This window comes from Microbispora sp. H10670 (genome assembly GCF_014161385.1).
GTDB classification, from domain to species: Bacteria; Actinomycetota; Actinomycetes; order Streptosporangiales; family Streptosporangiaceae; genus Microbispora; species Microbispora triticiradicis.
Window position 1 is genome coordinate 34204 of sequence record NZ_JABBWW010000027.1, and the last position, 25587, is coordinate 59790.

At 71.6% G+C, this 25587-nt stretch carries 17 protein-coding genes; 11 read left to right on the forward strand and 6 right to left on the reverse strand.

Annotated elements, in window-relative coordinates; genetic code table 11:
- Positions 1-40 precede the first annotated feature (40 nt).
- The 3 genes from HHX33_RS28755 to HHX33_RS28765 all read left to right on the forward strand — a co-directional run bounded on the left by HHX33_RS28755 (position 41) and on the right by HHX33_RS28765 (position 10625).
- Positions 41-8968, forward strand: coding sequence for a non-ribosomal peptide synthetase/type I polyketide synthase (locus HHX33_RS28755; RefSeq protein WP_182877345.1), 8928 nt, complete (start codon positions 41-43; stop codon positions 8966-8968).
- A 65-nt stretch (positions 8969-9033) separates the two neighbouring features.
- Entirely contained in the window at positions 9034-9477 is a 444-nt protein-coding gene (locus HHX33_RS28760) for an SRPBCC family protein (protein WP_182877346.1), read from the forward strand.
- Positions 9478-9782: 305 nt separating this feature from the next.
- Positions 9783-10625: a helix-turn-helix domain-containing protein gene (locus HHX33_RS28765; protein WP_182877347.1), complete on the forward strand. Its 843-nt coding sequence runs from the start codon at positions 9783-9785 to the stop codon at positions 10623-10625.
- 39 nt (positions 10626-10664) lie between these two features.
- On the opposite strand, the gene HHX33_RS28770 is transcribed toward HHX33_RS28765, so the two are convergent.
- A complete protein-coding gene (locus HHX33_RS28770; RefSeq protein ID WP_182877348.1) occupies positions 10665-11774 on the reverse strand; it encodes an aldo/keto reductase in 1110 nt (369 codons plus the stop codon).
- 105 nt (positions 11775-11879) lie between these two features.
- Between HHX33_RS28770 and HHX33_RS28775 the strand changes: the two genes are divergently transcribed.
- Both HHX33_RS28775 and HHX33_RS28780 read left to right on the forward strand, forming a co-directional pair.
- Positions 11880-12503, forward strand: coding sequence for a TetR/AcrR family transcriptional regulator (locus HHX33_RS28775; protein WP_220502322.1), 624 nt, complete (start codon positions 11880-11882; stop codon positions 12501-12503).
- Between the two features lie 179 nt (positions 12504-12682).
- Positions 12683-14308 carry an ABC-F family ATP-binding cassette domain-containing protein gene (locus HHX33_RS28780; protein ID WP_182877349.1) on the forward strand — a complete coding sequence of 542 codons (1626 nt, stop codon included), beginning with the start codon at positions 12683-12685 and terminating at the stop codon, positions 14306-14308.
- A 57-nt stretch (positions 14309-14365) separates the two neighbouring features.
- Here HHX33_RS28780 and HHX33_RS28785 read toward each other — a convergent pair whose 3' ends face one another.
- A complete protein-coding gene (locus tag HHX33_RS28785; RefSeq protein WP_182877350.1) occupies positions 14366-14962 on the reverse strand; it encodes an XRE family transcriptional regulator in 597 nt (198 codons plus the stop codon).
- A gap of 101 nt (positions 14963-15063) precedes the next feature.
- Between HHX33_RS28785 and HHX33_RS35270 the strand changes: the two genes are divergently transcribed.
- Together HHX33_RS35270 and HHX33_RS28790 are read left to right on the forward strand one after the other, a co-directional pair.
- The gene (locus HHX33_RS35270; protein WP_220502323.1) at positions 15064-15261 is read left to right on the forward strand and encodes a hypothetical protein; all 198 of its coding nucleotides are present in this window, start codon (positions 15064-15066) and stop codon (positions 15259-15261) included.
- An 18-nt stretch (positions 15262-15279) separates the two neighbouring features.
- Positions 15280-16677 (forward strand): MFS transporter, encoded by a 1398-nt coding sequence (locus HHX33_RS28790; protein ID WP_220502328.1) that lies wholly within the window; start codon positions 15280-15282, stop codon positions 16675-16677.
- Positions 16678-16857: 180 nt separating this feature from the next.
- On the opposite strand, the gene HHX33_RS28795 is transcribed toward HHX33_RS28790, so the two are convergent.
- From HHX33_RS28795 to HHX33_RS28805, 3 genes are all read right to left on the reverse strand, one after another.
- Positions 16858-19017, reverse strand: a complete 2160-nt coding sequence (locus tag HHX33_RS28795) for a vWA domain-containing protein (protein WP_259402971.1) — start codon at positions 19015-19017, stop codon at positions 16858-16860.
- Positions 19018-19742: 725 nt separating this feature from the next.
- A complete protein-coding gene (locus tag HHX33_RS28800; protein WP_182877352.1) occupies positions 19743-20246 on the reverse strand; it encodes a hypothetical protein in 504 nt (167 codons plus the stop codon).
- A gap of 148 nt (positions 20247-20394) precedes the next feature.
- On the reverse strand, positions 20395-20616 hold the full coding sequence (locus tag HHX33_RS28805) for a hypothetical protein (RefSeq protein ID WP_182877353.1): 222 nt from the start codon (positions 20614-20616) through the stop codon (positions 20395-20397).
- 133 nt (positions 20617-20749) lie between these two features.
- On the opposite strand from HHX33_RS28805, the gene HHX33_RS28810 reads away from it, so the two are divergent.
- From HHX33_RS28810 to HHX33_RS28820, 3 genes are all read left to right on the forward strand, one after another.
- Entirely contained in the window at positions 20750-21367 is a 618-nt protein-coding gene (locus tag HHX33_RS28810) for a TetR/AcrR family transcriptional regulator (protein ID WP_182877354.1), read from the forward strand.
- Between the two features lie 219 nt (positions 21368-21586).
- Positions 21587-21916: a YciI family protein gene (locus HHX33_RS28815; RefSeq protein ID WP_117408243.1), complete on the forward strand. Its 330-nt coding sequence runs from the start codon at positions 21587-21589 to the stop codon at positions 21914-21916.
- Complete coding sequence (locus tag HHX33_RS28820; RefSeq protein ID WP_182877355.1) at positions 21913-23133, forward strand: RNA polymerase sigma factor; 1221 nt, start codon at positions 21913-21915, stop codon at positions 23131-23133. Before HHX33_RS28815 ends, HHX33_RS28820 begins: the two co-directional genes overlap by 4 nt.
- A 67-nt stretch (positions 23134-23200) precedes the next feature.
- On the opposite strand, the gene HHX33_RS28825 is transcribed toward HHX33_RS28820, so the two are convergent.
- Positions 23201-24223, reverse strand: a complete 1023-nt coding sequence (locus HHX33_RS28825) for a LacI family DNA-binding transcriptional regulator (protein WP_182877356.1) — start codon at positions 24221-24223, stop codon at positions 23201-23203.
- Positions 24224-24423: 200 nt separating this feature from the next.
- Between HHX33_RS28825 and HHX33_RS37465 the strand changes: the two genes are divergently transcribed.
- Entirely contained in the window at positions 24424-25500 is a 1077-nt protein-coding gene (locus tag HHX33_RS37465; protein ID WP_182877357.1) for a Gfo/Idh/MocA family protein, read from the forward strand.
- The last annotated feature ends 87 nt before the right edge of the window (positions 25501-25587 follow it).

Here is a 25587-nt window from a genome sequence, read left to right on the forward strand (position 1 = left end):
GGCGCCCGCCCACACGAACTCACGGAGGGTACACGCAGTGGTGGACACATCTTCCGCCTCGGTCGTCGAGGCGCTGAGGACCTCTCTGCTGGAGAACGAACGGCTTCGGATGCGCAACCGGCAGCTCGCCGCGGCATCCCGGGAGCCGCTGGCGGTGGTCGGGATGGCGTGCAGGCTGCCCGGCGGCGTCCGCACCCCGGCGGACCTGTGGCGCCTGGTCACCGACGGCGAGGACGCCATCGGGCGGTTCCCCGAGGACCGCGGCTGGGACATGGAGACGCTCTATCACCCCGATCCGGACCACCCGGGCAGCTCGTACGTCCGGGAGGGCGGGTTCCTCTACGACGCGGCGGACTTCGACGCGGCCTTCTTCGGCATCTCGCCCCGCGAGGCCCTGGCGACCGACCCCCAGCAGCGGTTGCTGCTGGAGTGTTCCTGGGAGGCGCTGGAGAACGCCGGGATCGACCCGAAGTCGCTCGCGGGCAGCCGCTCCGGCGTCTTCATGGGGCTGATGTACCACGACTACGTGGGCAACACGAGTTCCGGCAGCATGGTCTCGGGCCGGATCTCCTACACCTTCGGGCTGGAGGGCCCGGCGATGACCGTGGACACCGCGTGCTCGTCGTCGCTGGTGGCCCTGCACTCGGCCATGACGGCGCTGCGCCAGGGGGAGTGCTCGCTGGCCCTGGTCGGCGGCGCCACCGTGATGGCCGGCTCCTTCTCCTTCGTCCAGTTCTCGCAGCAGCGGGTGGCCGCCCCCGACGGCCGGTGCAAGCCCTTCTCGGCGGCGGCGGACGGCTCCGGCTGGTCCGAGGGCGCCGTCGTGGTCGCGGTGGAGCGGCTCGCCGACGCCCAGCGGCTGGGGCACCGGGTCCTCGCGGTGCTGCGCGGCTCGGCGGTCAACCAGGACGGCGCGAGCAGCCGCCTCACCGCCCCCAACGGGCCGTCGCAGCAGCGGCTGATCCACCAGGCGCTGGAGAACGCGGGGCTGTCCGCCGCCGAGATCGACGTCGTGGAGGCGCACGGCACCGGCACCAGGCTGGGCGACCCGATCGAGGCGCAGGCGCTGCTCGCGACGTACGGCCAGGAACGGCCGGCGGGCCGGCCCCTGCTGCTCGGCGCGCTGAAGTCCAACATCGGCCACACCCAGGCCGCGGCCGGCGTCGCCGGCCTGATCAAGATGGTGCTGGCGCTGCGGCACGGCCTGGTGCCGGGCACCCTGCACGTGGACGCGCCCACCCCGCAGGTCGACTGGACGACCGGGGCCGTGGAGCTCGTGACCGAGACCCGGCCGTGGCCGCGCACCGGCCGCCCGCGCCGGGCCGCGGTGTCGTCGTTCGGCCTGAGCGGGACCAACGCGCACATCATCGTGGAGGAGCCGCCCGAGCCGGCCGCCGCGGACGAGCCCGTCCCCGCGCCGGACGGGCCGCTGCCCTGGGTGGTGTCGGGCCGGTCCGCCGCCGCGCTGCGGGCGCAGGCGGCCACGCTGGCGGCGTTCGCGGAGTCCCGCCCGGACGTCCGGCCGTACGACGTGGGCCGGGCCCTGACCACGCGGTCGGCCTTCGAGCACCGGGCCGTCGTGGTCGGACGCGGCCGTGAGGAGTTCCTCGACGGCCTGGCGGCGGTGGCCGCCGGCGCCGACGCCGCCGGAGTGGTGCGGGGCGCGGCACGCGCCACCGGCCGCACCGTGTTCGTGTTCCCGGGGCACGGCTCCCACTGGGCGGGGATGGGCGCCGGCCTGCTGGACACCGAGCCCGCCTTCACGGCGGAGATGACCGCCTGCGACGCGGCGCTGCGCGAACACGTCGAATGGTCGCTGCTCGACCTGCTGCGCGGCGCTCCGGGGGCGCCGGCGCTGGAGGGAGAGGACGTCGTCCAGCCCGTGGTCTTCGCCGTCATGGTGTCGCTCGCCGCGGTGTGGCGCTCCTACGGCGTCGAACCGGCCGCGGTGCTCGGGCACAGCCAGGGCGAGATCGCCGCCGCGTACGTCGCGGGCGCCCTCAGTCTGGAGGACGCGGTACGCGTCGTGGTGCTGCGCAGCCGCGCGATCGCCCGGAGCATGACCGGGCGCGGCGCGATGGCGGTGGTGTCGGCCGCCGGCGACGTGGTCCGCGACCTCCTCGGGCCCTGGGAGGGCCGGCTGGTCGTCGCCGCCGTCAACGGCCCGGCGTCCACCGTCGTGTCCGGGGACGGCGACGCCGTCGGCGAACTGCTCGCCCGCTGCGAGGCCGACGGACTGCGCGCCCGCCGGACGTCGGTCACCTACGCCTCCCACTCGCCGCAGATGGACGCGCTCAGGGACGAGCTGCTCGCGGACCTCGCCCCCGTACGACCGAGGCGGTCCGCCGTCCCGCTGTTCTCGACCCTGACCGGAGACTGGGCCGACACCGCGCGGATGGACGCCGGCTACTGGTTCCGCGCCCTGCGGGAGCAGGTCCTGTTCGCCCCCGCCGTCGAGGCGCTCGCGGCGCAGGGCTTCGACTGCTTCCTTGAGATCAGCGCGCACTCGGTCCTGGTGCCCGACCTGCAGCAGGCGCTGGAGGCCGGCGGCCGGCCGTTCTGCGTGGCCGGGACGCTGCGCCGCGGCCACGGCGACCGGAGCCAGTTGCTCGCGTCGCTGGGCGCGGCGTACTGCGGCGGAGTCGCGGTCGACTGGCGGGTGGCCTTCCCCCAGGAACCCGGGGGAGCAGGGGGAGCCGCCGACCTGCCGACGTACGCCTTCCAGCGCCGGCGGTTCTGGCTGAACACCGGCACGCCGGGCGGCGGGGAGAGCGAGCTGCTCGCGGCTCTGCCGTACGACGAGGACGACCACGACGACGTCCGCGAACGGCTGCTGTCCACGACGGGCGACAAGCGGGAGCGGGTCGCGCTCGAACTGGTCGTCGGCGCGATCGCCGGCGTGCTCGGGCACCACTCGACCGAGGAGATCCCCGCCGACGCCGACCTCCTGCGCCTGGGCTTCGACTCGCTGACCGCCCTGGAGCTGCGCAACCGGCTGAACCGGGCGACCGGGCTGGTCCTGCCGGTGAGCATGGCGTTCGACCACCCCACCCCGGTCGCCCTCGCCCGGTTCGTCGTCGCCGAGCTCGCCGCCACCACGGGAGCCGCCGGGGCGGAGGACGGCCCCGGCCTGCTGCGGATCGCGGCCGACCGCCGCCGGGGAGCAGTGGCGGACCACCCGATCCCGTTGTCGTACGCGCAGCAGCGCCTGTGGTCGCTGGAGCAGCTCGTGCCGGACAGCGCGGCGTACAACCTGACGCTGTCGGTCGGGGTGAGCGGGGAGCTGCTGCCGGAGGCGATGGAGAAGGCCGTCAACGAGGTCGTCAGGCGGCACGAGATCCTGCGCACCCGGTTCCCCAGCCCCGGCGGGAAGGCCCGGCAGGAGATCCTGCCGGAGCTGACGATCAGCGTGCCGCTCGTCGACCTGACGGCGTCCGCGGATCCGGAGGCGGAGTACGCGCGGATCGCCGGCGAGGTGGCGCGGCGGCCCTACGACCTCGCCGAGGCGCCGCTGCTGCGGGTGACGCTGTTCCGGTTCGGGCCGCTCGACCACCGGATGCTGCTCGGCATGCACCACATCGTGGCCGACGTGTGGTCGGGCGGGGTGTTCGGGACGGAGCTGACCGCCGCCTACGAGGCCTACGTGAGCGGCCGCGACCCGGAGCTGCCGGAGCTCGCGGTGCAGTACGCCGACTACGCCCTCTGGGAGCGCGAGCGCTTCGCGGGCGAGGGGCTGGCCGCCCGGCTGGAGAGCTGGCGGCGGGCGCTCGGCGGTGATCCCACCGGAGTCGAGCTGCTGCCCGACAGGCCCCGGCCGGCCGCCCAGCGCTTCCGCGGCGGCAGCATGAGCTTCGAGCTCGGCGCGGAGCTGACCGGCAGGCTGCGGTCGCTCAGCGGCGAGCGCGGCGTCACCCTCTTCACGACCATGCTGGCCGCGCTCAAGGCCGCGCTCTACCGGTACGCCGGCGACACCGGGAACACGGGCGACGTGGTGATCGGGACCGCGATGGCCAACCGGAACGACGACGCGGTGCAGGAGCTCATCGGGTTCTTCGTCAACATGGTCGTGCTCAAGACCCACGTCGGCGACGACCCCACCGTGGCGGAGCTGGTCGACCGGGTCGGCGAGACGGTCAGGCACGGCTACGACCACCAGGACGTCCCGTACGACGCGGTGGTCGCCGAGCTCGCCCCGAACCGGGGACTCACCGCGAACGCGCTGTTCCAGGTCGTCTTCGACATGAAGCGGCACCGGGCCGGCGCGGGGCGGGACGACCTGGCGGACATCGTCGAGGTGCACAACGACACCAGCAAGTTCGACCTGGAGGTGTCGGTGACCGAGATGTCCGACACGCTGCTGGTCGACGCCGAGTACAACAGCGAGATCTTCGACCACGACACGATCGAGCGGTTCCTCGCGGGCTACCAGGTGCTCCTGGACGCGTTCGCCGACCGGCTCGACCTGCGGGTGTCCGAACTGCCCGTGCTGCCGGCCTCGGCCGAGCGGGAGATCCTCCTCGACTGGAACGACACCGAGCGCGTCTACCCCGGCGAGCGCGTCCGGTGCCTGCACACGCTGATCGAGGAGACCGCCGACGAGCGGCCGGACGCGATCGCGCTGACCTTCGAGGGCGAGCACCTCACCTACGCCGAACTCGACCGCCGCGCGAACCGGGTGGCGCACCGGCTGCGGAGCATGGGAGTGCGCCCCGACCAGCCGGTCGGCATCTGCGCCGAACGCTCCCTGGAGATGGTGGTCGGCCTGCTGGCGATCCTCAAGGCGGGCGGCGCGTACGTGCCGATCGACCCGACGTACCCGCGCGAGCGCGTGGCCTTCATGCTCGCCGACGCGGAACCGGCGATCCTGCTCACGCAGCAGCGGCTGGTGGACGGCCTGCCGGAGCACGGCGCGGTGGTGGTCCCGCTCGATCGGGCCGGGGAGTTCGACGCCGAGCCCGGCTCCCGCCCTGAGAACATCGCGGGGCTGGACGACCTGGCGTACATGATCTACACGTCGGGCTCCACCGGGCGGCCCAAGGCCGCCATGATCACGCATCGCGGGGTGGTCAACCGGCTGCACTGGCAGCAGGACTACTTCCGGCTCACCCCCGACGACCTGGTCCTGCAGAAGACGCCGTTCAGCTTCGACGTGTCGGTGTGGGAGTTCTTCTGGCCTCTCATGATCGGCGCGCGGATGGTGATCGCCCGTCCCGAGGGGCACAAGGACCCCGAGTACCTCGCCGAAACGATCCGTGAGCACGGGATCACCACGCTGCACTTCGTGCCCTCGATGCTGCGGATCTTCCTCCAGCACCCCGGAATCGAGGACTGCCGGTCCGTCACCCGGGTCATCGCCAGCGGCGAGGCGCTGCCCCTCGCCTCGATCCGCTCCCTGTACGAACGCCTGCCCGCCGCGACCCTGTACAACCTGTGGGGGGCCACCGAGTGCTCGGTGGACAGCACCTGCTGGGAGTGCCCGCGCGACCCTGAGACATCCGTGGTGTCGATCGGCACGCCGATCGCCAACACCCAGGTGTACGTCCTCGACCGGAACATGCGGCCGGTGCCGTTCGGCACGCCCGGGGAGGCGTACATCGGCGGCGTCGGGGTGGGGCGCGGCTACTACCGCAGGCCCGAGCTGACCGAGCAGCGTTTCCTGCCGGACCCCTTCCGCTCCGAGCCCGGCGCCCGGCTCTACCGCACCGGCGACCTCGCGCGGTTCCGGCCCGACGGGACGATGGAGTTCCTCGGCCGCACCGACTTCCAGGTGAAGGTGCGGGGGATGCGCATCGAGCCGGGGGAGATCGAGGCGGCCCTGGCCGAGCATCCCGCCGTGCGCGACGTCCTGGTCGTGGCCCGCGACCTCCCGCACGACGCCGAGAGCAAGCAGCTCGTCGCGTACGTGGTCCCCGAGGACGGCTTCGAGGACGGCACGGTCGACTCCGCCGCGCCGTCGGCCGTGGCGGCCTGGCGGGACCTGTTCGACCAGAGCTACCAGCGGGAGGCCGCCGGCGCGGCCGACTTCAACACCATCGGCTGGGACAGCAGCTACACCAGCGAGCGGCTGCCGGACGACGAGATGCGGGTCTGGCGCGACTCAACGGTGGAGCGCATCCTGGCCCTGCGGCCCCGGCGCGTGCTGGAGATCGGCTGCGGCACCGGCATGCTGCTCGCCCGGGTCGCCCCGCACACGACGGCGTACTGGGCGACGGACCTGTCCGGCAAGGCCCTCGACTACGTGCGGGAGCGCCTGGTGCCCGATCTGCCGGACACGGTGGACGTCCGGCTGTTCGAGCGGGAGGCCCAGGACTTCACCGGCCTGGACGGCGAGCGGTTCGACGCCGTGGTGATCAACTCGGTCGTCCAGTACTTCGACAGCCCGGGACACCTCCGGGAGGTGGTCGACAGGGCGCTGGCGTGCCTGCGGCCCGGCGGCGCGCTCTTCCTCGGCGACCTGCGCAGCCTGCCGATGCTCCCGGCCCTCCACGCGGAGATGGAGCTGGCGCGGACCGAGCCGGGGCTCACTGCCGGACGCCTGCGCGAGCGCATCCGCCGGAGGGGGGCGTACGAGCGTGAGCTGCTGCTCGCGCCGGAGTACTTCAGCGCGCTCCGCGAGGAGGTCCCGGCCGTCAGCCGCGTGGAGATGATGCTCAAGCGCGGCGACCACCACAACGAGCTGACCCGGTACCGCTACGACGTCGCCGTCCACGTCGGAGAGCCGGCCGGCGCCCAGCCGCCTCCGGAGACCGTCCCCTGGACGTCGGTGGACGAGGTCCGCGGGCTGCTCACCGGCCGCCGGCCGGACGTGCTGCGGGTCGACGGCGTGCCCAACGCCCGGGTCGCCTCGGTCAACGCCCTCCTCGCCGCGATGGACGGCGCGCCGGCGGACACCCCCGTCGACCGGCTGCCCCGTACGGAGGACCCCTCCGGCGTCGAGCCCGAGGTCTGGTGGCGGCTGGGCGAGGAGCTCGGCTACGAGGTCAACGTCGCGTGGATGGGCGGGGCGGCCGACGGCTCCTACCGGGTGACGCTGCACCGCCCGGAAGCCGGTCATCTCGTCGACTGGACGGACCCGGGTGAACCGGGGCGTCCGGCCGGGCAGTACGTGAACAACCCGCGGCTCGCCGCGCTCAGCCGCTGGCTGAGCGGCGAGGCCGGGAGCTTCCTGCGGGAGAAGGTGCCGGACTTCATGGTGCCCTCGGCCGTCGTCGCCATCGCCGAGTTCCCGGTCAGCGCCAACGGAAAGCTCGACCGCGACGCGCTGCCGCCGCCGGAGCTGGGCGTCGAGCCGGAGCAGGGCGTCGTCGCCCCCCGCACCGAGACGGAGCGGCGGATCGCGGACATCTGGAAGGAGGTGCTCGGGGTTCACGAGGTGAGCGTCGACCGGGGCTTCTTCGCGATGGGCGGCGACTCGCTGCTCGGCATCCAGATGGTCAGCCGGGCCAAGGCCATCGGCCTGGCGCTCAGCCCGCAGGACGTCTTCCAGAGCCACACCATCGCCGACCTGGCGGCCCTGGCCGAGTCACGCGGCCGGGTGGACGTCGCGAGCGCCGGCCAGCGGGACCAGCGGGTGCTGGAGTGGGCGCGGTCGCGCCACCCCGGCGCCGAGGACGCCTACCCGGTGACCGGCATGCAGCGGTACATGCTCGACCGGATCCGGCAGCGTCCGGGATCCGGCGTCTACGTCACGCAGCAGTCCTTCCGCCTCTCCGGCCAGGACTTCGACCCGGTCGCGCTGGAGCGGGCCTGGCAGCACACCGTCGACCGGTTCCCCAACCTGCGCTCGGCCTACGTCCAGGACGAGGCCGGCGAGTGGGTCCAGGTCGTTCAGCGGGACGTGCGGCTGCGGATCGAGACGCACGACCTCCGGGGCCTGCGGCCCGTCGAGCAGGAGCGGCGGCGGCACGCCCACCTCGAGGCGGCGCGGCGCCGCGGGTTCACCGGCCCGCCGCCGCAGGTGCGGCTGCTCCTGTTCCGGATCGAGGACGACGTCTACGACTACGACCACTTCTTCTGCATGGCCGCCCAGGACGGCTGGAGCTACCAGATCATGATGCCGGTCCTCCTCGCCGCCTACGAGGCGTACCGGTCGGGCGGCGAGCCGGTGGACGAGCCCTTCACCTCGACGTACGGCGACTTCTGCGTCGAGCAGAGCCGCCGGGACATGACGGAGGCGGAGGCGTTCTGGCGGCGTGAGCTCGGGGCCCTGCCGTCCGCGGGGCCGTCCGGGGTGCCGTCCATCACGCTGCCGGCCGCGGAACGGCCGGCCGACCACGTGACGCCGCTGCTGCAGGAGAGCGTGACGGTCCCGCCGGAGGTGGCGAACGGGCTCCTGGAACTGTCCAGGGCACACGGCTTCAGCATCAACAGCGTGCTGCACGGCGCGTGGGCCGTCATGCTCAGCGCCATCACCGGCTCGCGGGACGTGGTGTGCGGCGCGGTCTTCTCCGGGCGGGGCAGCACGTCGGTCGAGGTGGACCGGGCGACCGGGCTGATGTTCAACATCCTCCCCCTGGTGGCCAGGGTGGACCCCGACGCGCCGATGCTGCCGTGGCTGGCGGAGATGCAGGAGAAGATCTCCGAGATCACCGACCACGAGTACGTGCCGCCCGCGGCGCTGTACGGGATCACCGGCGCGCCCACCGGGGAACCGCTCTTCGAGAGCTACCTCGTCAGCGAGAACCTGCCGAAGCTGACCGAGAACCTGCTGCGGTTCATGTCGGTCCTCGGGGCGATGCCGGCCCAGGTCCTGGCCCAGACGGACCACCCGCTCCGGGTCGAGAGCGCGATCTCGGGGGACTTCATGCAGATCTCCCTCAACCACCTGTCCGGCTACTTCCCCGAGGGTGCCCCCGCCCGCTGGCTCGCGGCGTACGTACGGATTCTGGCGGCCGTCGCCGCGGACCCGGGAGGCCGCATCGGGGATTACCTCCCCGGCCCGTCCGCGGTCCGGACCGGCGGCAATTGATCTCAGGAATCGGCGGGCGATCCGCGGGGTCGCCGGGCGCGCAGGACGAAACGGAGGCTTCACCCATGAGCGTGGTGACCGGATCAATCATCATCGACGCCGACCCGGAGGCGGTCCTCGCCATACTGCTGGACCTCGCCGACTACCCCTCCTGGCAGCCCGGCGTCGAGCGGGTCGACATCGAGGACACCGACGAGCGGGGACGTCCCCGGCAGGCCACCTGGCACGCCAAGGCCATGGGGCTGCGGGCGACACATTCCCTTCGTTATGAGTATCCGGCGGACGGCTGTTTCGAATACCACCTCGTCGGCAGCGAGGTGATGACGCGGTTCGATTTCAGTTGCACCGTCACGGGGGACGGCGGGGGAAAGAGCGAGGTGAGCGTCTCGCAGGAATTGGGCATCAAATGGGCAATGCCGGAGGCCATTCTGAACAAGAATGCGCGGAAGGGGATCGGCAAAATGCTGGACGCGCTCAAGCGGAAGGCGGAGCAGGACCACCCCCGGTGATTTGACGGCCCCGGGTTCCCCCGCCGGTACGGCGTTCCCGCCCTACCGGCGGTCGGGCCTCGCGAGTTCCCCCGCCGCAATGACCGGCATTTAAAACGGTCCAATGCGGGACGGCCGCGCCCGGCCGCGCCGCTCCAATTCCCGACAGTCGCAATTGACTCCTACAAGATCGGCTGTGTACTGTTGGGGAAACGCGAGTTTTCCAGTTGATGTGTGAAATCTCAACTAAAACTCTGCGCGGGGAGTTTCTGGCTGTGGATCAGCACCGGGGGAAAGGTGGCTGTGGAATGGGGTTACTTGACGACTTGGAGAGCCATAACGAGCTCGCGGCGCTGCTGCGAGCACTGCGAGAGGAAGCCTGCCTGACTCAGGAGGAGCTGGCGGAGCGGTCGGGGGTCAGTGTCCGCGCGATCTCCGACCTGGAACGGGGGCGGACGAAGAGACCTCACCGTAAGTCGGTCAGCCTCCTGGCGGAGGCCCTGATGCTGGAGGCCGACGCGTCGGAGAGGTTCCGGCAGGTGGCCCGGCGGCAGGCCGCCGGCGCTCCGGCCACGCCTGCGCGCCCGCACATCGCCGTCGGGACCCCTCCCGTCGGGGAGTGCCCGCCGAAGGGTGTGTCACAGCCCGCCACGGCAGAGCTGATCGAGTGGATGTACCAGGTCCTGGTCGAGCAGCCGACCCGCCAGCGCGGCCGGGACGAAGTGGGGTCGTCCGGGCCGAGGGTGGTGCAGCTCGTCGGCGGCTCGGGCGTCGACAAGGCCGCGGTCATCGTGCAGGCGTCGGCCCGTTTCCGGAAGTACTTTCCGGACGGCCAGTTCTACGTCAACGCCGAGGGGGGCGCGCGCGGGCCGGCCGGGCTGGTCAGCTCCCTCTCCCGGGTGTTCGGCGTCGGCAGCCGGCATCCCGGCACCCTGGTGGACCAGACGATGACGCTCCAGGCCATGTTCCGCTCGCGCCGGGCCCTGGTGGTCCTGGACAACGTGGCGGACGCGGCGGAGGTGCGCCCCCTGCTCGCGACCGACGGCAACTGCGCGGTGATCGTGATCGCGCAGAACAGGCTCGATCTCTTCGAGGGCGTCTGGACGGTCGGCTTCTGCCCGCGCGACCGTTCGGGCGACACGCAGCCCGTCCTGCTCAGGACGGGCTGATCCGGCCGGCGTCATCCGGGGTCCGGCGGACGGCGTGTGTCAGGCGTCGCCGCCGGGCGTCCAGTTCCGTACGGCCGGGGCGTACCCGGCCGGCTTGTCCCCGACCTTGACGCCGGGGCTGACCAGCCAGCTCTGGTAGCCCGGCGTGAACATCTGGTAGACCGACGGGGGCGGCACGGAACTCGCCTCGTCGAGCCTCGCGCGCAGCTCGGCCGGCAGTTCGAAGCCGAGGGCGGCCACGTTGGCGTCAAGCTGCGCGGCACTGCTCGCGCCGACGATGGCCGCCGCGATCCCGGGCTGGGTGGCGACCCAGTTGAGCGCCACCTGGGCCATCGTCACGCCGAGTTTCCCGGCGACCTCTTCGAGTGTCGCGAGAATCCGCCACTCCCGGTCGGTCCAGGAGTGCCCGGGTGTGCCGTCGCCGCCGAGCCTGCCCTCCCCGGCCAGGCCGCGGTCCGCGGGCCGGTACTTCCCGGTGAGGAAGCCGCCGCCGAGCGGGCTCCACGCGGTGATGCCGAGACCGAGGCTCTGGCCCATGGCGACGTGCTCCAACTCGATCGTCCGGTCGACGAGCGAGTAGGGGAGCTGCAGGCCGACCATCGGCGCGAGGGAGTGCGCCTCGGCCAGGGTCTGCGCTCGCGCCGCGTACCAGCCGGGCACGTCCGACAGGCCCGCGTACCGGATCTTCCCGGCCCTGGTGAGGTCGTCGAAGGTCCGCAGGACCTCCTCGACGGGCGTGACGCGGTCCCAGGTGTGCAGCAGGAACAGGTCGATGTAGTCGGTGCGCAGGCGGCGCAGCGACGCCTCGACCGCTCTGATCATGTGCTTACGGCCGTTGCCGCCCGCGTTCGGGTCTCCGGGGTCGACGCTGTTGGTGAACTTGGTGGTGAGCACCACCCGGTCGCGCACCCCGGCCTCGGCGATGAGGGCGCCGAGGATGGTCTCGCTCTCCCCGGCCGTGTAGAAGTCGGCGGTGTCGACGAAGTTCCCGCCCGCTTCGAGATAGCGGCGGAAGATCGGGCGGGCCTCGTCCTCGGTCCTGCCGTACGCGGCGTGGAAGCCGCCGGTGCCGAAGTTCATCGTGCCCAGGGCGAGCCGGCTGACCCGCAGCCCGGAACGGCCGAGCAGGTAGTAGTGGTCGAGAGACATGGGGAACCCCTTCGTTCGGAAGGACGGCGAGTGTCGGACCGCGCGGTTCCGTCAGCTTGCGCGAGATAAAATGGACCAGCAAGTCCAAAACTCCAGGGAGGCATCGTGCGCACGCTGACCCGCAAGGGGGCCGAGACCCGGCAGCGCATCCTGGAGGGCGCGGCGGCGCTCATCCGTGAGCACGGTGTGGCCGACACCACCCTGGACGACGTGCTGGCCGGCACGGCGACGAGCAAGAGCCAGCTCTTCCACTACTTCCCGGGCGGCCGGGAGGAGCTGCTGCTGGCGGTGGCCCGGCTGGAGGCCGACCGGGTGCTGGAGGACCAGCGGCCCCAGCTCGGCGACCTCACCTCCTGGCCCGCCTGGCAGGCGTGGCGGGACAAGGTCGTCGACCGTTATCGGCGGCAGGGCCGCCTGTGCCCGCTCAACTCCGTCACCTCCCACCTCGGCAGCCGTACGCCCGGCGCCCGGGCGGTCGTCACCGAGCTGATGCGGAGCTGGCAGGCCGAGATCGCGGCGGGCGTGCGGCACATGCGGGACGCCGGGGAGATCGGCCCGGACGTGGACCCGGACCGCACGGCGGCCGCGCTGCTGGCGGGCATCCAGGGCGGCGTGCTGATCCAGATGTCCACCGGCGAGACCACCCATCTGGAGGCCGCCCTGGACATGGGCCTCGCCCACCTCCGCGCAGGTCGGGCTCGGCCTGGTAAGGTGGCAGGCGGTTTGTGACCGGAAGAGGAGACCAGACGTGGCAGGTGACGACGACATCTCCGGGTGATACCGGAGGGTGACGGCCCCGGCAGGCGTGTGACTGACCGCTGTCGGCGTGGCCTCATGTCGTCGTTTCTCCAATTCCCCGTCTCACCGGGCTTGTCCGCACGCCCGGGTCACACACCGAGGTCTCTCCAATGTCTGACGCGTTCATCGTCTGCTCCGGCCTGTCCTTCTCCTGGCCCGACGGCACGCCCGTCTTCACCGGCCTGTCCTGCACCGTCGGCGGCGGCCGTACCGGGCTCGTCGCCCCCAACGGCGCCGGCAAGAGCACGCTGCTCAAGCTGATCGCCGGCGAGCACCGGCCGACCGCAGGCGCCGTCGCCGTCGAGGGCGAGGTCGGCTACCTGCCGCAGAACCTGCCGTTCACCGCCGGCCTGACCGTGGCCGAAGTGCTCGGCATCGCCCCGGTGATCGCCGCCCTGGACGCCATCGAGTCGGGCGACGCGAGCGAGGAGCACTTCACCGCGATCGGCAACGACTGGGACATCGAGGAGCGCACCCGCGCCCAGCTCGACCGGCTCGGCCTCGGCGACCTCGCCTTCGACCGCACGCTGGGCACGCTGAGCGGCGGCCAGGTCGTCTCGCTCGGCCTGGCGGCCCAGCTTCTCCGGCGGCCCGACGTGCTGCTGCTCGACGAGCCGACCAACAACCTCGACCTCGCGGCGCGGCGCAGGCTCTACGACGTGCTCGGCGACTGGACCGGCTGCCTGCTCGTGGTCAGCCATGACCGGGCCCTGCTCGACCGCATGGACCGCATCGCCGAGCTGGAGCAGGGCGAGATCCGCTTCTTCGGCGGCGACTTCACCGCGTACGAGGCGGCCGTACGGGCCGAGCAGGAGGCCGCCGAGCGGACCGTGCGCAGCGCCGAGCAGGAGCTCAAACGGGAGAAGCGGGAGATGCAGCAGGCCCGCGAGCGCGCCGAGCGACGGGCGGGCAACGCCGCCCGCAACCTCAAGAGCGCCGGCCTGCCGCGCATCGTCGCCGGCAACATGAAGCGCGGCGCGCAGGAGGCGGCCGGGCGGGCGGGTCAGATGCACGCCGCCCGCGTCGGCGACGCCAGAGCCAGGCTCGACGAGGCCGAGCGGGCGCTGCGCGACGACCAGCGGATCACACTGGAGTTGCCGGGCACGAACGTGCCCGCCGGGCGCACGGTCTTCCACGGCGAAGGACTGCGGGCCCGTGAACTGTTCGCCGGACCGGGTCTCGACCTGACCATCCGCGGTCCCGAGCGCATCGCGCTGACCGGCCCCAACGGCGCGGGCAAGTCAACCCTGCTGCGTATCGTCGGCGGCGACCTGGCACCTGACGGCGGCACGCTGCGGCGGGCCGACGGCCGGGTCGCCTACCTGTCGCAGCGGCTCGACCTGCTCGACCTCGACCGTACGGTCGCGGAGAACCTGGCGGCCTACGCCCCCGGCATGCCTCCGGCGGAGCGGATGAACCTGCTGGCCCGCTTCCTGTTCCGGGGGACGCGGGCCCACCTGCCGGTTGGCGTGCTGTCGGGCGGCGAACGGCTGCGCGCCACGCTGGCCTGCGTGCTGTGCGCCGAGCCGGCCCCTCAGCTTCTGCTGCTCGACGAGCCGACCAACAACCTCGACCTGGTGAGCGTGGCGCAGCTGGAGAGCGCGCTCGCCGCCTATGAGGGGGCGTTCGTGGTGGTCAGCCACGACGGGCGGTTCCTCGCCGAGATCGGGATCGAGCGGTGGCTGGAGCTCTCCGGCGGCCACCTCCGCGAAACCCGCGGCCCCGCCCCCGCCTGACCCTCCGGGGCGCGGTTCTGTCAAGCCGAGGATGCGGCCGAGGTGGCTGCGGCGAGTTCAGTCGCAGCTGCCGGGGGTGTCGCGATCACCGCCGTTGTCGCGCAGGTGGCCGCGGCGGGCGTCGCGGTCGAAGATGCCGATGATCTCACACGGGCCGCCTTCGGCGCCGATGGCGTGCGGAATCATCGTGGGAAACTCGGCGGCCTGGTTGGTCTCCACACGCAGGCGCCGGTGGCCCAGCATGAGGACCGCGGTGCCGGAGAGTACGACCAGCCATTCCCGGCCGGGGTGGGCGCGCATGCGGGAGGAGTTGTCGGGCGGTGGCTCGGTCATGCGCTGGCGCACGACGCTGATGCCGGGGTCGCCCTTCACCGGCCAGCGCATCAGGCCGTGGGCGCCGTCGATCATCGGGCTGATGACGACGTCGTCGGCGGCGGTCTCGACGAGCTGGTCGAGGGTGGTGTCCAGGGCGCGGGCGAGGGTGACGAGCTGGTCCAGGGCGAGGCGACGCTGACCGTTCTCGATGCGGCTCAGTGAGGACTGGCTGAGATGGGCCCGGGTGGCCAGTTCTTCCAGGGACCAGCCCTGCGCCACCCGCAGGGCGCGGAGGCGTTTGCGTACGAGGCTGTCCAGGTCCCCACTTTCTTGCTCCATGCGCAACATCCTATGCCTACTCAGCAATGGCGGCCTAGGGTCCTGCGCAGCGGGTCCCCAAGCTACCCGGGGCCACGCACCAGGAAGTGAGAGAGGACCACATGAGTACGAACCAGCCCGCACAGGTGGCGGCCGCTGACGGGGACGACGGAGTCGCACTGGATGCGCGTCGGCTGCGCACCGTTCTGATCGCCGTCTCCATCGCGCTGATGGCCGTCATCGCGTCGGTATCCGGACTCAACGTCGCCCAGACGCACCTGGCCGTCGAGTTCGGCGCCTCGCAGAACACGATCTTGTAAATCATCAACATCTACACTCTGGCCCTGGCCGCGCTGCTGCTGCCGCTCGGCGCGATCGGTGACCGGCTGGGCCGCAAGCCCATGCTGGTCGCCGGTCTGAGTGTCTTCGGCATCGCGGGCGTCGCGGCGGGCCTGGCTCCGACGGCCGAGGTGATGCTCGCCGCGCGCGCGGCGAGCGGAATCGGCGCCGCGATGGTCATGCCCATCACTCTCGCCGTCATCACCTCCACCTTCCCCGAGGAGGAACGCGGCACGGCGATCGGTGTGTGGACCGGCGTCGCCGGAGGTGGCGGCGTCCTGGGCATGTTCCTCTCCGCGCTCCTGGTCGACGTCGCCGACTGGCGCTGGCTGTTCGCCCTGCCCGTGGTCCTGGTCGTCGTGGCCCTGGCCATGACGCTGAAGTCGGTCCCCAACTCCCGTGAGAGGTCCGCCCACGGCTTCGACTCCGTCGGCGCACTGGTGTCCATGGCCGCGGTCGCCGGGCTCATCTTCGCCCTGCAGGAGGGTCCCGAGCGTGGTTGGACCGCGCCCGCGACTCTGGTCGGCCTCGCCGCCGGTCTCGTCGCCGCCGTCGGCTTCGTGGCCTGGGAACTACGCCGCCGGGACGCCTCGCTCCTGGACGTGCGCCTGTTCCGTGAGCGTGGTCTGGCAGGTGGCTCGATCACACTGCTGGTGGTCTTCGGCGTCCAGGCGGGCATAGCCGTGGTCCTCTTCCCGTTCCTCCAGGCCGTCCTCGGCTGGTCGGGGCTGCTGTCCACGCTGGCTCTGATGCCCATGGCCGTGACGATGATGGCGAGCTCCGGTCTCGCCCCCAAGCTGGCCGTACGCATCGGCTCCCGTCCGACCATGGCCGCGGGCGTCGCGCTGGGCGGCGCCGGACTCGCTCTCATGGCCGTCTTCGTCTCCGTCGACGGGGGCTACCTGACCATCCTGCCCGGCATGCTCGCCATGGGCGTCGGGATGGGCTTGTCGATGACGCCCTCCACCGAGGCCATCACCGGCTCCCTGCCGCGCGAGAAGCAGGGCGTCGCCTCCGCGCTCAACGACGTCACCCGCGAATTCGGCACCGCCCTCGGCGTCGCCCTGCTCGGCGCGCTGCTGTCCGCCGGCTACCGCGGCGCCATCGACGACAGGCTGGACGGGATCCCTCCGGAGGCCGCGAGGACGGCCCGGGAAGGCATCGCCAACGCCGTCGAGGTGGCCGGCGGCGCCGGCTCGTACGCGGGGAACCTGATCCACGCCGCTCAGCAGTCCTTCGTCGACGGCTGGCAGCAGGCCATGTGGGCAGGCGTCGCCGTCATGGGTGCTCTGTTCGTCTACGTCACCCTGCGCGGCCCGAAGAACCCCGCCTCCACGACGGCCGGAGACACCGGGACCACCGGACCCGTCACCGAACCGCAGTCGGCCGCCCGATGATCGGCATCGCGAGTAGCACCCCGCGTTTCACCCGGCCAGGGCAACGGTCACGCCGTCGGAGAAGACCGAGTCGTGCGGTTCGACCGATTTGAGGGTCAGGTACGCCTGAAGCCCGGCCGAGGCCGGGCGGATCCGCGGTGTCCGCCCGGCCTCGGGATCGATCGGTTCAGGTGGGCCGGGTCATGGGCAGTTGCCGATGTCGCTCTCGGAGGAGGCGAGGACGACGTTGGTCCTGGCCAGGCCGAGGGCGTCGACGGTGACGTGGACCGCGTTGACGGTCAGGCCCTTGTCGGGGGTGGAGAACGGGGTCTGCTCGTTGAGGACGAGCTTGACGACGCCGACGTCCACCGCGGTGTTCGGCTGGATAGTGGTGGGCTCTGCGATGACCACCGTGCTGCCGACCTTGAGGAAGGCGATCGTGGTGGTCCCGGCGGATCCGGCGCAGGTGGTCGTGGAGCTGGAGTTGACGGTCTTGACGGTGATCACCGGGATGCCGGTGATCCCGATGGTGGTGTCGTCGATGGAGGCGGTCGCCACGGATTTGCCGGGGAACTCGGTGGTCGCGACCTTGGCGCACAGGGCGTGCGCACTGATCAGTCCGCTGAGGGTGGCCGTGCAGGGCACCGAGGTGGTGCTGGTCGAGGTGGTGGAGATGTGGCCGGTGTCGGGAACGGGGGCGATGTTGACCAGTTGGAGGCCGGCCAGGGAGGCGGAGGCGGTCAGGCCGTAGGCCCGTCCGGTCAGCCGCTGCGGAGTGACGGTGACCTGTTCGTCGCTGCACGGTGAGGTGACGGAGTTGTTGTCGGCGTCGCCGCTGTAGGTGGCCGTCCACCGATAGGTGCCGGCCGCGCCGATGGTCACGCTGCCGGATGCGGCGGTGCCGCTGCCGGACAGCGTGCCGGTGCGGGTGGCGATGGGCGTCGCGCAGGCGGTGTCGCCGGGACCGTACAGCTTGAATGTGACGGTACCGGTGGGGTGGAACCCGCCGGAGACGGTGGCGGTGTCGGACACGACGCCGCCGGCCGGCACGGACCCCGACGGGGTGGTGGCGATGCCTGGGGTGGCCTTGACGACCACGACCTGTTCGTCGCCGCACGGGGAGGTGGCCGGGTTGTTGGCGTCGTCGCCGCTGTAGGAGGCCACCCAGCGGTAGGTGCCCACCCCGCCCGCGGCGACGTTCCCGGACGCGGCCGTGCCGCTGCCCGACACCGTCCCGGTACGCGTCGCGATGGGCGTCGCGCAGGTGGTGTCGCCGGGCCCGAACAACTGGAACGTGACGGTGCCCGTCGGGTGGTACCCGCCGGTCAGCGTCGCGGTGTCAGAGACGTTCCCGCCCGCGGGCGCCTCGCCCGATGGCGTCGTGGCGATCGACGGGGTCGCCTTCGGGACGTGCTCGGTGATCGTTTCAGTGAAGCCCGGTGACAGGACGCCGTTGAGCAGGAAGTCCACCTTGCAGGTGACGGTGCTTCCCGGCACGGCTCCGGCGCCGACGGAGGCGGTCTCGGTGAAGGTGGCATCGTCGCCGCTGGTCACCGTCCGGCTGCCCGGGGTCAGGGACACCGACAGGTTCGGATCGCAGTCGCGCAGCTGGTGGGTGACCGTGACCGGCAGGTTGTGCAGGGCCGCCAAAATGGTGTCGCTGACCTCCGAGGAGTTGAGGCCGGAGAACAGCCGTCCGCCCGTGGCGTTGGTGATCGCGGTCGCCTGTCCGGTCGAGTTCAGCCCGGACAGGTCGAACGCGAGCACGGTGATGTCGGCTGCCTGCAGGGCGCTGATCGCGTCGGCCAGCGTATGGCCGTTGCTGGGGTCATGGCTGGGGGCGTCCCCGATCAGCAACACGATCCGGGTGCTGTTCGGCCGGAAGCCGATCGCCCCGGACGCGACCTGGAACAGACCGTTGATGCCGTCCTCGGGGGTGTCGCCGCCGCCCGACGCGACCAGCGAGTTGATACCGCTGGTGACGTCGGCCTGATCCGCGGTGAGGTTCTGCGCCACCCGGAACGGCGTCGCGTCCCCCGCGTCCTTGTACTCGGCAACCGCGAACTGTGCGTCCGGCTGCGCCGAAGCGACGTTGGACAAGATGGTGTTCGCATTGGTCCGCACGTTCGAGATGACCCCGCCCATGCTCCCTGTCGTGTCGATCAGGAACGTGATATCCGGCTTGGGCGGGATCGCCGGAGTGGACACGGTCTTGGCGATCGTTGTTGATTCGCCCGGACTCAAATTCAGCGTCACGTCCGCCGGGGTGACCCCGGGCGCGGCGGACGCCGTCCCTGCCCCGGCCACCAGCATCGCACCGGCCACCACCGCGCACACGGCGGCCCGGACTCCTCGCGTCATTCTCACGGTGTCATTCCTTCTGGTGCGGCGTTATGCCGCAACGAATTCGGGATCACTGGCCGTGCAAATCTCTGTGATTGCGCCGTCCGGAACGTCCTCTCTTTATGTGTCGGCGCGCGCGGATACCAATCCGCATTGATTGACCTTTTCGGGTGCCAGTCGCTGATCAGCGAGGGAGCGTGGCCACGGTCATATGGTGACCGGTCGGCTAATAGTTGTAAATAGGCCACTTACGGAAAGTTCCCGGCTGGCCACAGTAGGCCACTCCGCGCCGATGGGAGGGCCCATGCTTCCGGCTCTCTGGATCGCCTGAATTATGGTTACGGGCATCGCCGGAGAGCCGCCAGGCGGCCGCCAACGGCCATACGTCCCTTTGTTCGGACGCCGCATATGGTATTAGGCCTGTCGATATCGTTGGCGGCGGTCTTCTGGATCGCGGCTCGCACGGTGGACCGAAAATCGGCTAGGGGGAATCGCACTCGGCGGCAGGGCGGCGCACCGCCTTTTTATGAGCGGCGCCGCCTGCTGCCGCTCCCCGCGATAGTCCGATCGCACTCAGGGCACTCGTACCGGAGGTCCGGCTGCCCTGCGCGGCCCTGCTCGTGGCGGACGAGTATGCGGCGGCAGCGTCCGCGATTCCCGATCACCGCGTGGTCGGCGGGATCGGGGCATCGGGTCGCCTCCGCGCCGGTCCTGCGATCAAGAGCGCCGGAACCCCGCGTAGCTCAGGCGCGCCAGTCGTCCTGGTAGTCGTCGTGCCAGCTGTACGCGGAGGCCTCCAGCTTCAGCAGGTGCTCCGCCTGGGTGTGCTCCTCGACCGCCAGGTAGAGATCGTCGAGGAGGACGGACTCCAGGAACGCCACGCGCTCCCGCTTCGCTTGCAGGTCCTGCTCGGCCCTCCAGTCGCGCACGCCCGTCTCCGCGGCCAGGTCCGTCTGGTGCAGGCCTTCCTCGATGCGGGCGTTCACGAACGCGATCAGCTCCCCGAACATGGATTCTCCGAGGTTCGCGCGGGTTCGGCGGGCCGCGGCGATGATCTCGCGATAGCGGGCGGCGAGAGCGGGCTCCTCGGTGCCGGCGAGTCGTGTCCATGGGAAGCGAAGGACGATCGCCTCCCCGTCGGCCGGCTCGTCCTCGCCCACGAACGCGGCGGCCCGGAGAAGCTCGACCGCGAGCAGGGGGCGGTTGCGGACGATCCCCAAGAGGGTCTCGTGATCAAGTGTTGCCATGGACCGGACATTACAATGAGTGACTATATGATCGCCAAGTGTGGTTGACAAGGGTGGGATGGTTTCCTTCTCCCTGGTAGAAGCCTTTACAACCGAGCGGCCTCAAGGTCCTGATCGCAGGCCGGTCGCCCGGCTCGGGTGGTGCGGGTCACTTCCCGTGTCCGCCCTGCCCGGCCTTCCTGCTGCCCCAGCCGGCCAGTGCCGCTCCGGCGACGACGGCTACCGCGTAGCAAGCGAGGCGTACGGCGAATCCACCGGGCAGCCACGTGAGCAGTCCGGCGTTTCCGTGGTCCGCCAGCAGCCGGATGGCGCCTTGCGCTCCCACGACCAGCAGCAACATGCCGATGATCAGGGCGATGACGTGTTTCATGAGCGCTTGTCTCTTCTCGTTCGTAGGGGTCCTGGCGAAGGCCTCGGCGCACCCCCAACGGTTTGTGGTGCGATCGAACCATAACCCACGTTGGTACGATCGCACCACAAAACAGGTTCGAAGGACGGACGGCATGCCACGACAGGTGGACCATGACCAGCGCCGCCGCCAGATCGCCGAGGCCGTGTGGCGCCTGGCCGCCCGCGGTGGCTTGGAAGACGTCACCTTGAGGCAGGTCGCGGCCGAGGCCGAGGTCTCCGCCCGGCTGCTGCAGTACTACTTCGGCACCCGCGAGCAGTTGCTGCTCGGCACATTGGAGATCCTCAACGAGGACGCCGAGCAACGAGCCCGGGAACGCCTCGCGAAGCTCGGCGAAGCGCCCGGGACGCAGGCGATCGTGCGAGGAGTGCTGCTCGAACTGCTCCCGCTCGACAAGGAACGGCGCAACCGGCACGTGGTGTACGCCGCCTACTTCGTCCGCTTCCTGACCGACCCCGCTTTGGCCGAGGTCGCCCGGGACGCGCCGCGCGCGCTGGAGGACCTTCTCGCCGGCCTGATCGCACAGGGGCAGGAGCTGGGCCAGGTGCCTCGTGACATCGACGCCGCGGCCGAGGCCGCGTTTCTGGTGGCGGGCGCCGACGGAATCCAGACGACCGTCCTGCTCGGACAGCGCAGCCCCGAAGAAGCCGTGGCCCTGATCGACCATCAGCTCGCACGCGTCTTCGCGACGGAGACTCAGAATCCGGCGTGAATCGGAACGAGGCCCGGCTTTGCTCGACGGCCTCGCCGGCGCGCGCTGACCTCCGGGCCGCGGACAGGCCCCGGGCCGGCGCACCCCTACATGGACAGGTTCGTACGAAAATTCTTCGAGGAAATTCAGCGGAGGGTGTCGGATCCGGACGGCGGCGTTCGTAGCAGGGGTGACAGGCGGCCCGAGGGGGCGGCCACACGACGACAGGAGATGATCCCGATGGCGCAGTACCTGATGTCCGTGCTCAACGAGTCGGCCGTCGCCACCGAGGAGGAGCAGGCCGCGATCGACGTCTTCAACGAGCGGCTGCAGGCCGACGGCCACTGGGTGTTCGCCGCGGGACTCGCGTCGCCCGGCGCGGCCACCGTCGTCGACGGCCGGGACGCTGAGCCGGTGTTCACCGACGGGCCCTACCTGGAGTCGAAGGAGCACATCATCGGCTTCTGGATCATCGAGGCGCCGCACCTCGACGTGGCGCTGCGGCTCGCCGCCGCGGGGTCGAAGAGCTGCAACCGGAGGGTCGAGCTCCGGCCGATCCTGGGCGAATGACCGGCGTCGACGAGGTGATCGCCCGGGTCCACCGCGAGGAGTGGGCCCGGGTGGTCGCGACCCTGGCCAGGCGTCTCGGCGACCTCGACGTCGCCGAGGAGATGGCCGCCGAGGCGTTCGCGACCGCCGTCGAGCGCTGGCCCGCGGAGGGCGTCCCGCCCAATCCCGGCGCGTGGCTGACCACCACCGCCCACCGCAAGGCCGTCGACCGGCTCCGGCGTGAGGTCAGGCGCGAGGAGAAGCACAGGGAGGCGCTGATGTTGTCCGGCACCCCCGAGCCGCTCGGCGTCGTCGACGACGACCGGCTCCGCCTGGTGTTCACCTGCTGCCATCCCGCTCTCGCCATGGAGGCGCGGATCGCGCTGACCCTGCGGATGGTCGGCGGGCTCACCGTGCCCGAGATCGCCCGCGCGTTCCTGGTCGAGGAGACCGCCATGGGACAGCGGATCACGCGCGCGAAGGCGAAGATCAAGGCGGCGAGGATCCCGTACGGCGTGCCGTTCCGGGAGGACCTCCCGGCCCGGGTCACCGGGGTCCTCACCGTCCTCTACCTGATCTTCAATGAGGGTTACCTGGCCTCGGACCCCGGCAGGGAGCCGGTCCGCGGCGACCTGACCGCCGAGGCGATCCGGCTGACCCGGCTGGTGCGCGCGTTGCTGCCGGCGGACGGCGAGGCCGCCGGGCTGCTGGCGCTGATGCTGCTGACGGAGGCGCGCCGGACCGCTCGGGTGTCGGCGAGCGGCGAGCTGGTCGCCCTCGGCGAGCAGGACCGCGGCGCCTGGGACCGCGGGCTGATCGCCGAGGGCCACGCCCTGGTCCGCGCGCGCCTCGCCTCGGGGGAGGCGCCTGGGCGCTACCAGATCCTCGCCGCGATCAACGCCGTCCACACCGACGCCCGCGACGTCCGCGACACCGACTGGTCGCAGGTCGTCGCGCTCTACGACCACCTGGTCCGCCTCGACCCCTCGCCGATCGTGCGGCTCAACCGGGCGATCGCGGTCGCCGAGATCGACGGCCCGCAGGTGGCGCTGGCACAGGTGGACGCATCGCCGCTGGAGGGTTACCACGCCTTCCACGCCACCCGCGCCGACCTGCTGCGCCGGCTGGGCCGCAGCGCCGAGTCACGGGCGGCGTACGACCGGGCCATCGCGCTAGCGGCCAACACGGCCGAGGCGGCGTACCTCGTCCGCCGCCGCGACCAGCTGGCCGGCCCGTGAATCGCGTCACCCCGGCCACCGCCTCAGCCGCACCGGTCCGGGAACTCGACCCGGAGACGGCGGCGGGTCATCTGTGTGGGGGAGCGGTGGACCGGCGTTCGACGAGGCGGACGCCGAGCATCGTGTCGCGGCTCGTCGTCTCGGGGCGGCGGATGCGCTGGACGAGGTGCCAGACGGCCTGGGCGCCGAGCAGTTCCTTGTCGGAGGCGATCGTGGTGAGGGGCGGGGAGGCGTGCGCGGCCATCGCCACGTCGTCGTATCCGATCACGCTGACGTCGGCGGGCACCCGCAGGCCCCGCTCCCGCAGCGCGTCGAGCGCACCGAACGCCGACAGGTCGTTGGCGCAGAACACGGCGGTGGGCGGCGTGGGCAGGTCGAGCAGCGCCGTCATCTGCTCGTACCCGGTCCGCGCGGTGAAGTCTCCGGGCCGCACGTACGCCGGGTCGGGGGCCAGGCCGTGCTCGGCGCAGGCCCGGCGATAGCCCGCCAGCCGCCGGGCGGCGGGCACGATGTGCGCTCCCGCCGTGATGATCGCCGGTGGCGGGCTGGTGTGACCGAGCCCGATGAGGTGGCGGGTGGCGAGGTATCCGCCGGTCTCGTCGTCGTGGCGCACGTAGTCCACCGGCAGGTCGATGACGGCGTGCTCCAGCAGGACGCAGCTCACGCCCGCGTCGAGGATCCTCGCCAGGTGGTCGCGGCTCGCGCCGACGTTGAGCACGAGCAGCCCGGCGACCTGGCCGCGCTCGACGCACAGCGGCAGCCGGTCCCCCTGCGGCTGGATCACCTCGTACGTCATCGAGAGGTCGAGCTCCGCGCACGCCTGCTGCGCGCCGTACACGACGGGGGCGTAGTAGAGGTTGCCGGGGGAGAACAGCTCGCTCACCCACGACACGAACCCGATCATGCCGGTCTCGGCCGGTCGGCGGGCTCGCGGGCGGTAGCCGAGCTCCTCGGCGGCCTGGCGGACCACGGAACCGGTGGAGGGCGAGACCCACGTCTTGCCGGCGAAGACCGCGGAGGCCGTGCCGATCGAGACGCCGGCTCGCTCGGCCACCTCCTTGAGGGTGGACCGTCGCGTCGTCCGCCGCATACGCCCTCCACGAGGGGGCCGATCTCAGGGTATGTCCTGAAATTTCAGTGAAATTTCGTCCTTCTCGCGACGTTAGGCCGTTGCCGCATCACCCGTCAAGGGGTCATTTATCGGTCTTAATCGCTCATTGACCCCCGTGTGACAGCGGCGTAGCTTCATGCGGGATGTCGTGGTTTCACTGAAATCAGAGGAGAGCGATCGTGGCTTCCGACAGCACCGGCGTGGCGATCGTCGGCTGCGGCAACATCGCGGCCCGGTACGCCGCCGACCTGGCCCGTTATCCGGAGATGCGCCTGGTCGGCGCCCAGGACGTGCTGCCGGAGCGGGCCGAGGCGCTGGCGGCCCCGCACGGCGGCCGGGTGTACGGCACGCTCGACGAGGTGCTCGCCGACGACGACGTGGACATCGTCGTGAACCTGACCGTCCACCGGGCGCACTACGAGGTGATCCGCCGCAGCCTGGAGGCCGGCAAGCACGTGCACAGCGAGAAGCCGCTGGCGCTGACCCATGAGGAGGCGGCCGGGCTCGTGGAGATCGCGGAGAGCCGCGGCCTGCGACTGGGCTGCGCCCCGGCGACCTTCCTCGGCGAGGCCCAGCAGACCACGCTCAAGCTGCTCAGGGAGGGCCGCGTCGGACCGGTGCGGCTCGTCTTCGCCGAGGTCAACTGGGGCAGGATCGAGGCGTGGCATCCCGAGCCCGACGGCTTCTACGCTGTGGGGCCGCTCTTCGACGTCGGGGTCTACCCGCTCACGATCGTGACGACGGCACTCGGACCGGCCCGGCGGGTCACCGCGTTCTCCTCCGTCGTCTGGCCCCGCCGCACTCGCCTGGACGGCAGCGAGTTCACGATCAGCACGCCCGACTACGTGGTGGCCAACGTGGAGTTCGACGGCGGCGTCCTGCTCCGCCTGACCTGCTCCTTCTACGTGCCCAACGGCTCCACCCGGCAGCAGGGGGTGGAGTTCCACGGGGACGACGGCTCGCTGCTGCTGGAGAGCTGGCACGACTTCGACCCGTCCGTGGAGGTCCGTGCGCCGGGCCGCGACCCCGAGCCGGTGCCCCCGCTGCGGGAGCCGTGGAAGGGGGTGGAGTGGGGGAGGGCGGTGCGCGACCTCGCCGCGGCGATCCGGGAGGACCGTCCCCACCGGGCCACCGGCCGTCAGGCCGCGCACGTGGTGGAGATCCTCTGCGCCGCCCGGGAGTCGTACGAGACGGGCAAGCCGGTCGAGCTGACCTCGGACTTCACCCCGCCCGCGCCGATGGAGTGGGCCCTGTGACACGTGACGAGTGCCCGCCCAGCGGGCGCCAAGCGCTGTCCAAGTAGCGGCCAATCGGCGACCGGCAGGCTCTTCCCAGACACGGAA

What these genes read in the sequence shown, in the direction of transcription:
- HHX33_RS28825 (WP_182877356.1), bottom strand. Translation starts at nt 24,223, where the DNA reads ATGCGGCGGACGACGCGACGGTCCACCCTCAAGGAGGTGGCCGAGCGA.
- HHX33_RS28780 (WP_182877349.1), top strand. Translation starts at nt 12,683, where the DNA reads ATGTCTGACGCGTTCATCGTCTGCTCCGGCCTGTCCTTCTCCTGGCCC.
- HHX33_RS28800 (WP_182877352.1), bottom strand. Translation starts at nt 20,246, where the DNA reads ATGGCAACACTTGATCACGAGACCCTCTTGGGGATCGTCCGCAACCGC.
- HHX33_RS28770 (WP_182877348.1), bottom strand. Translation starts at nt 11,774, where the DNA reads ATGTCTCTCGACCACTACTACCTGCTCGGCCGTTCCGGGCTGCGGGTC.
- HHX33_RS28760 (WP_182877346.1), top strand. Translation starts at nt 9,034, where the DNA reads ATGAGCGTGGTGACCGGATCAATCATCATCGACGCCGACCCGGAGGCG.
- HHX33_RS28795 (WP_259402971.1), bottom strand. Translation starts at nt 19,017, where the DNA reads ATGACGCGAGGAGTCCGGGCCGCCGTGTGCGCGGTGGTGGCCGGTGCG.
- HHX33_RS28820 (WP_182877355.1), top strand. Translation starts at nt 21,913, where the DNA reads ATGACCGGCGTCGACGAGGTGATCGCCCGGGTCCACCGCGAGGAGTGG.
- HHX33_RS28815 (WP_117408243.1), top strand. Translation starts at nt 21,587, where the DNA reads ATGGCGCAGTACCTGATGTCCGTGCTCAACGAGTCGGCCGTCGCCACC.
- HHX33_RS28810 (WP_182877354.1), top strand. Translation starts at nt 20,750, where the DNA reads ATGCCACGACAGGTGGACCATGACCAGCGCCGCCGCCAGATCGCCGAG.
- HHX33_RS28805 (WP_182877353.1), bottom strand. Translation starts at nt 20,616, where the DNA reads ATGAAACACGTCATCGCCCTGATCATCGGCATGTTGCTGCTGGTCGTG.
- HHX33_RS28785 (WP_182877350.1), bottom strand. Translation starts at nt 14,962, where the DNA reads ATGGAGCAAGAAAGTGGGGACCTGGACAGCCTCGTACGCAAACGCCTC.
- HHX33_RS35270 (WP_220502323.1), top strand. Translation starts at nt 15,064, where the DNA reads ATGAGTACGAACCAGCCCGCACAGGTGGCGGCCGCTGACGGGGACGAC.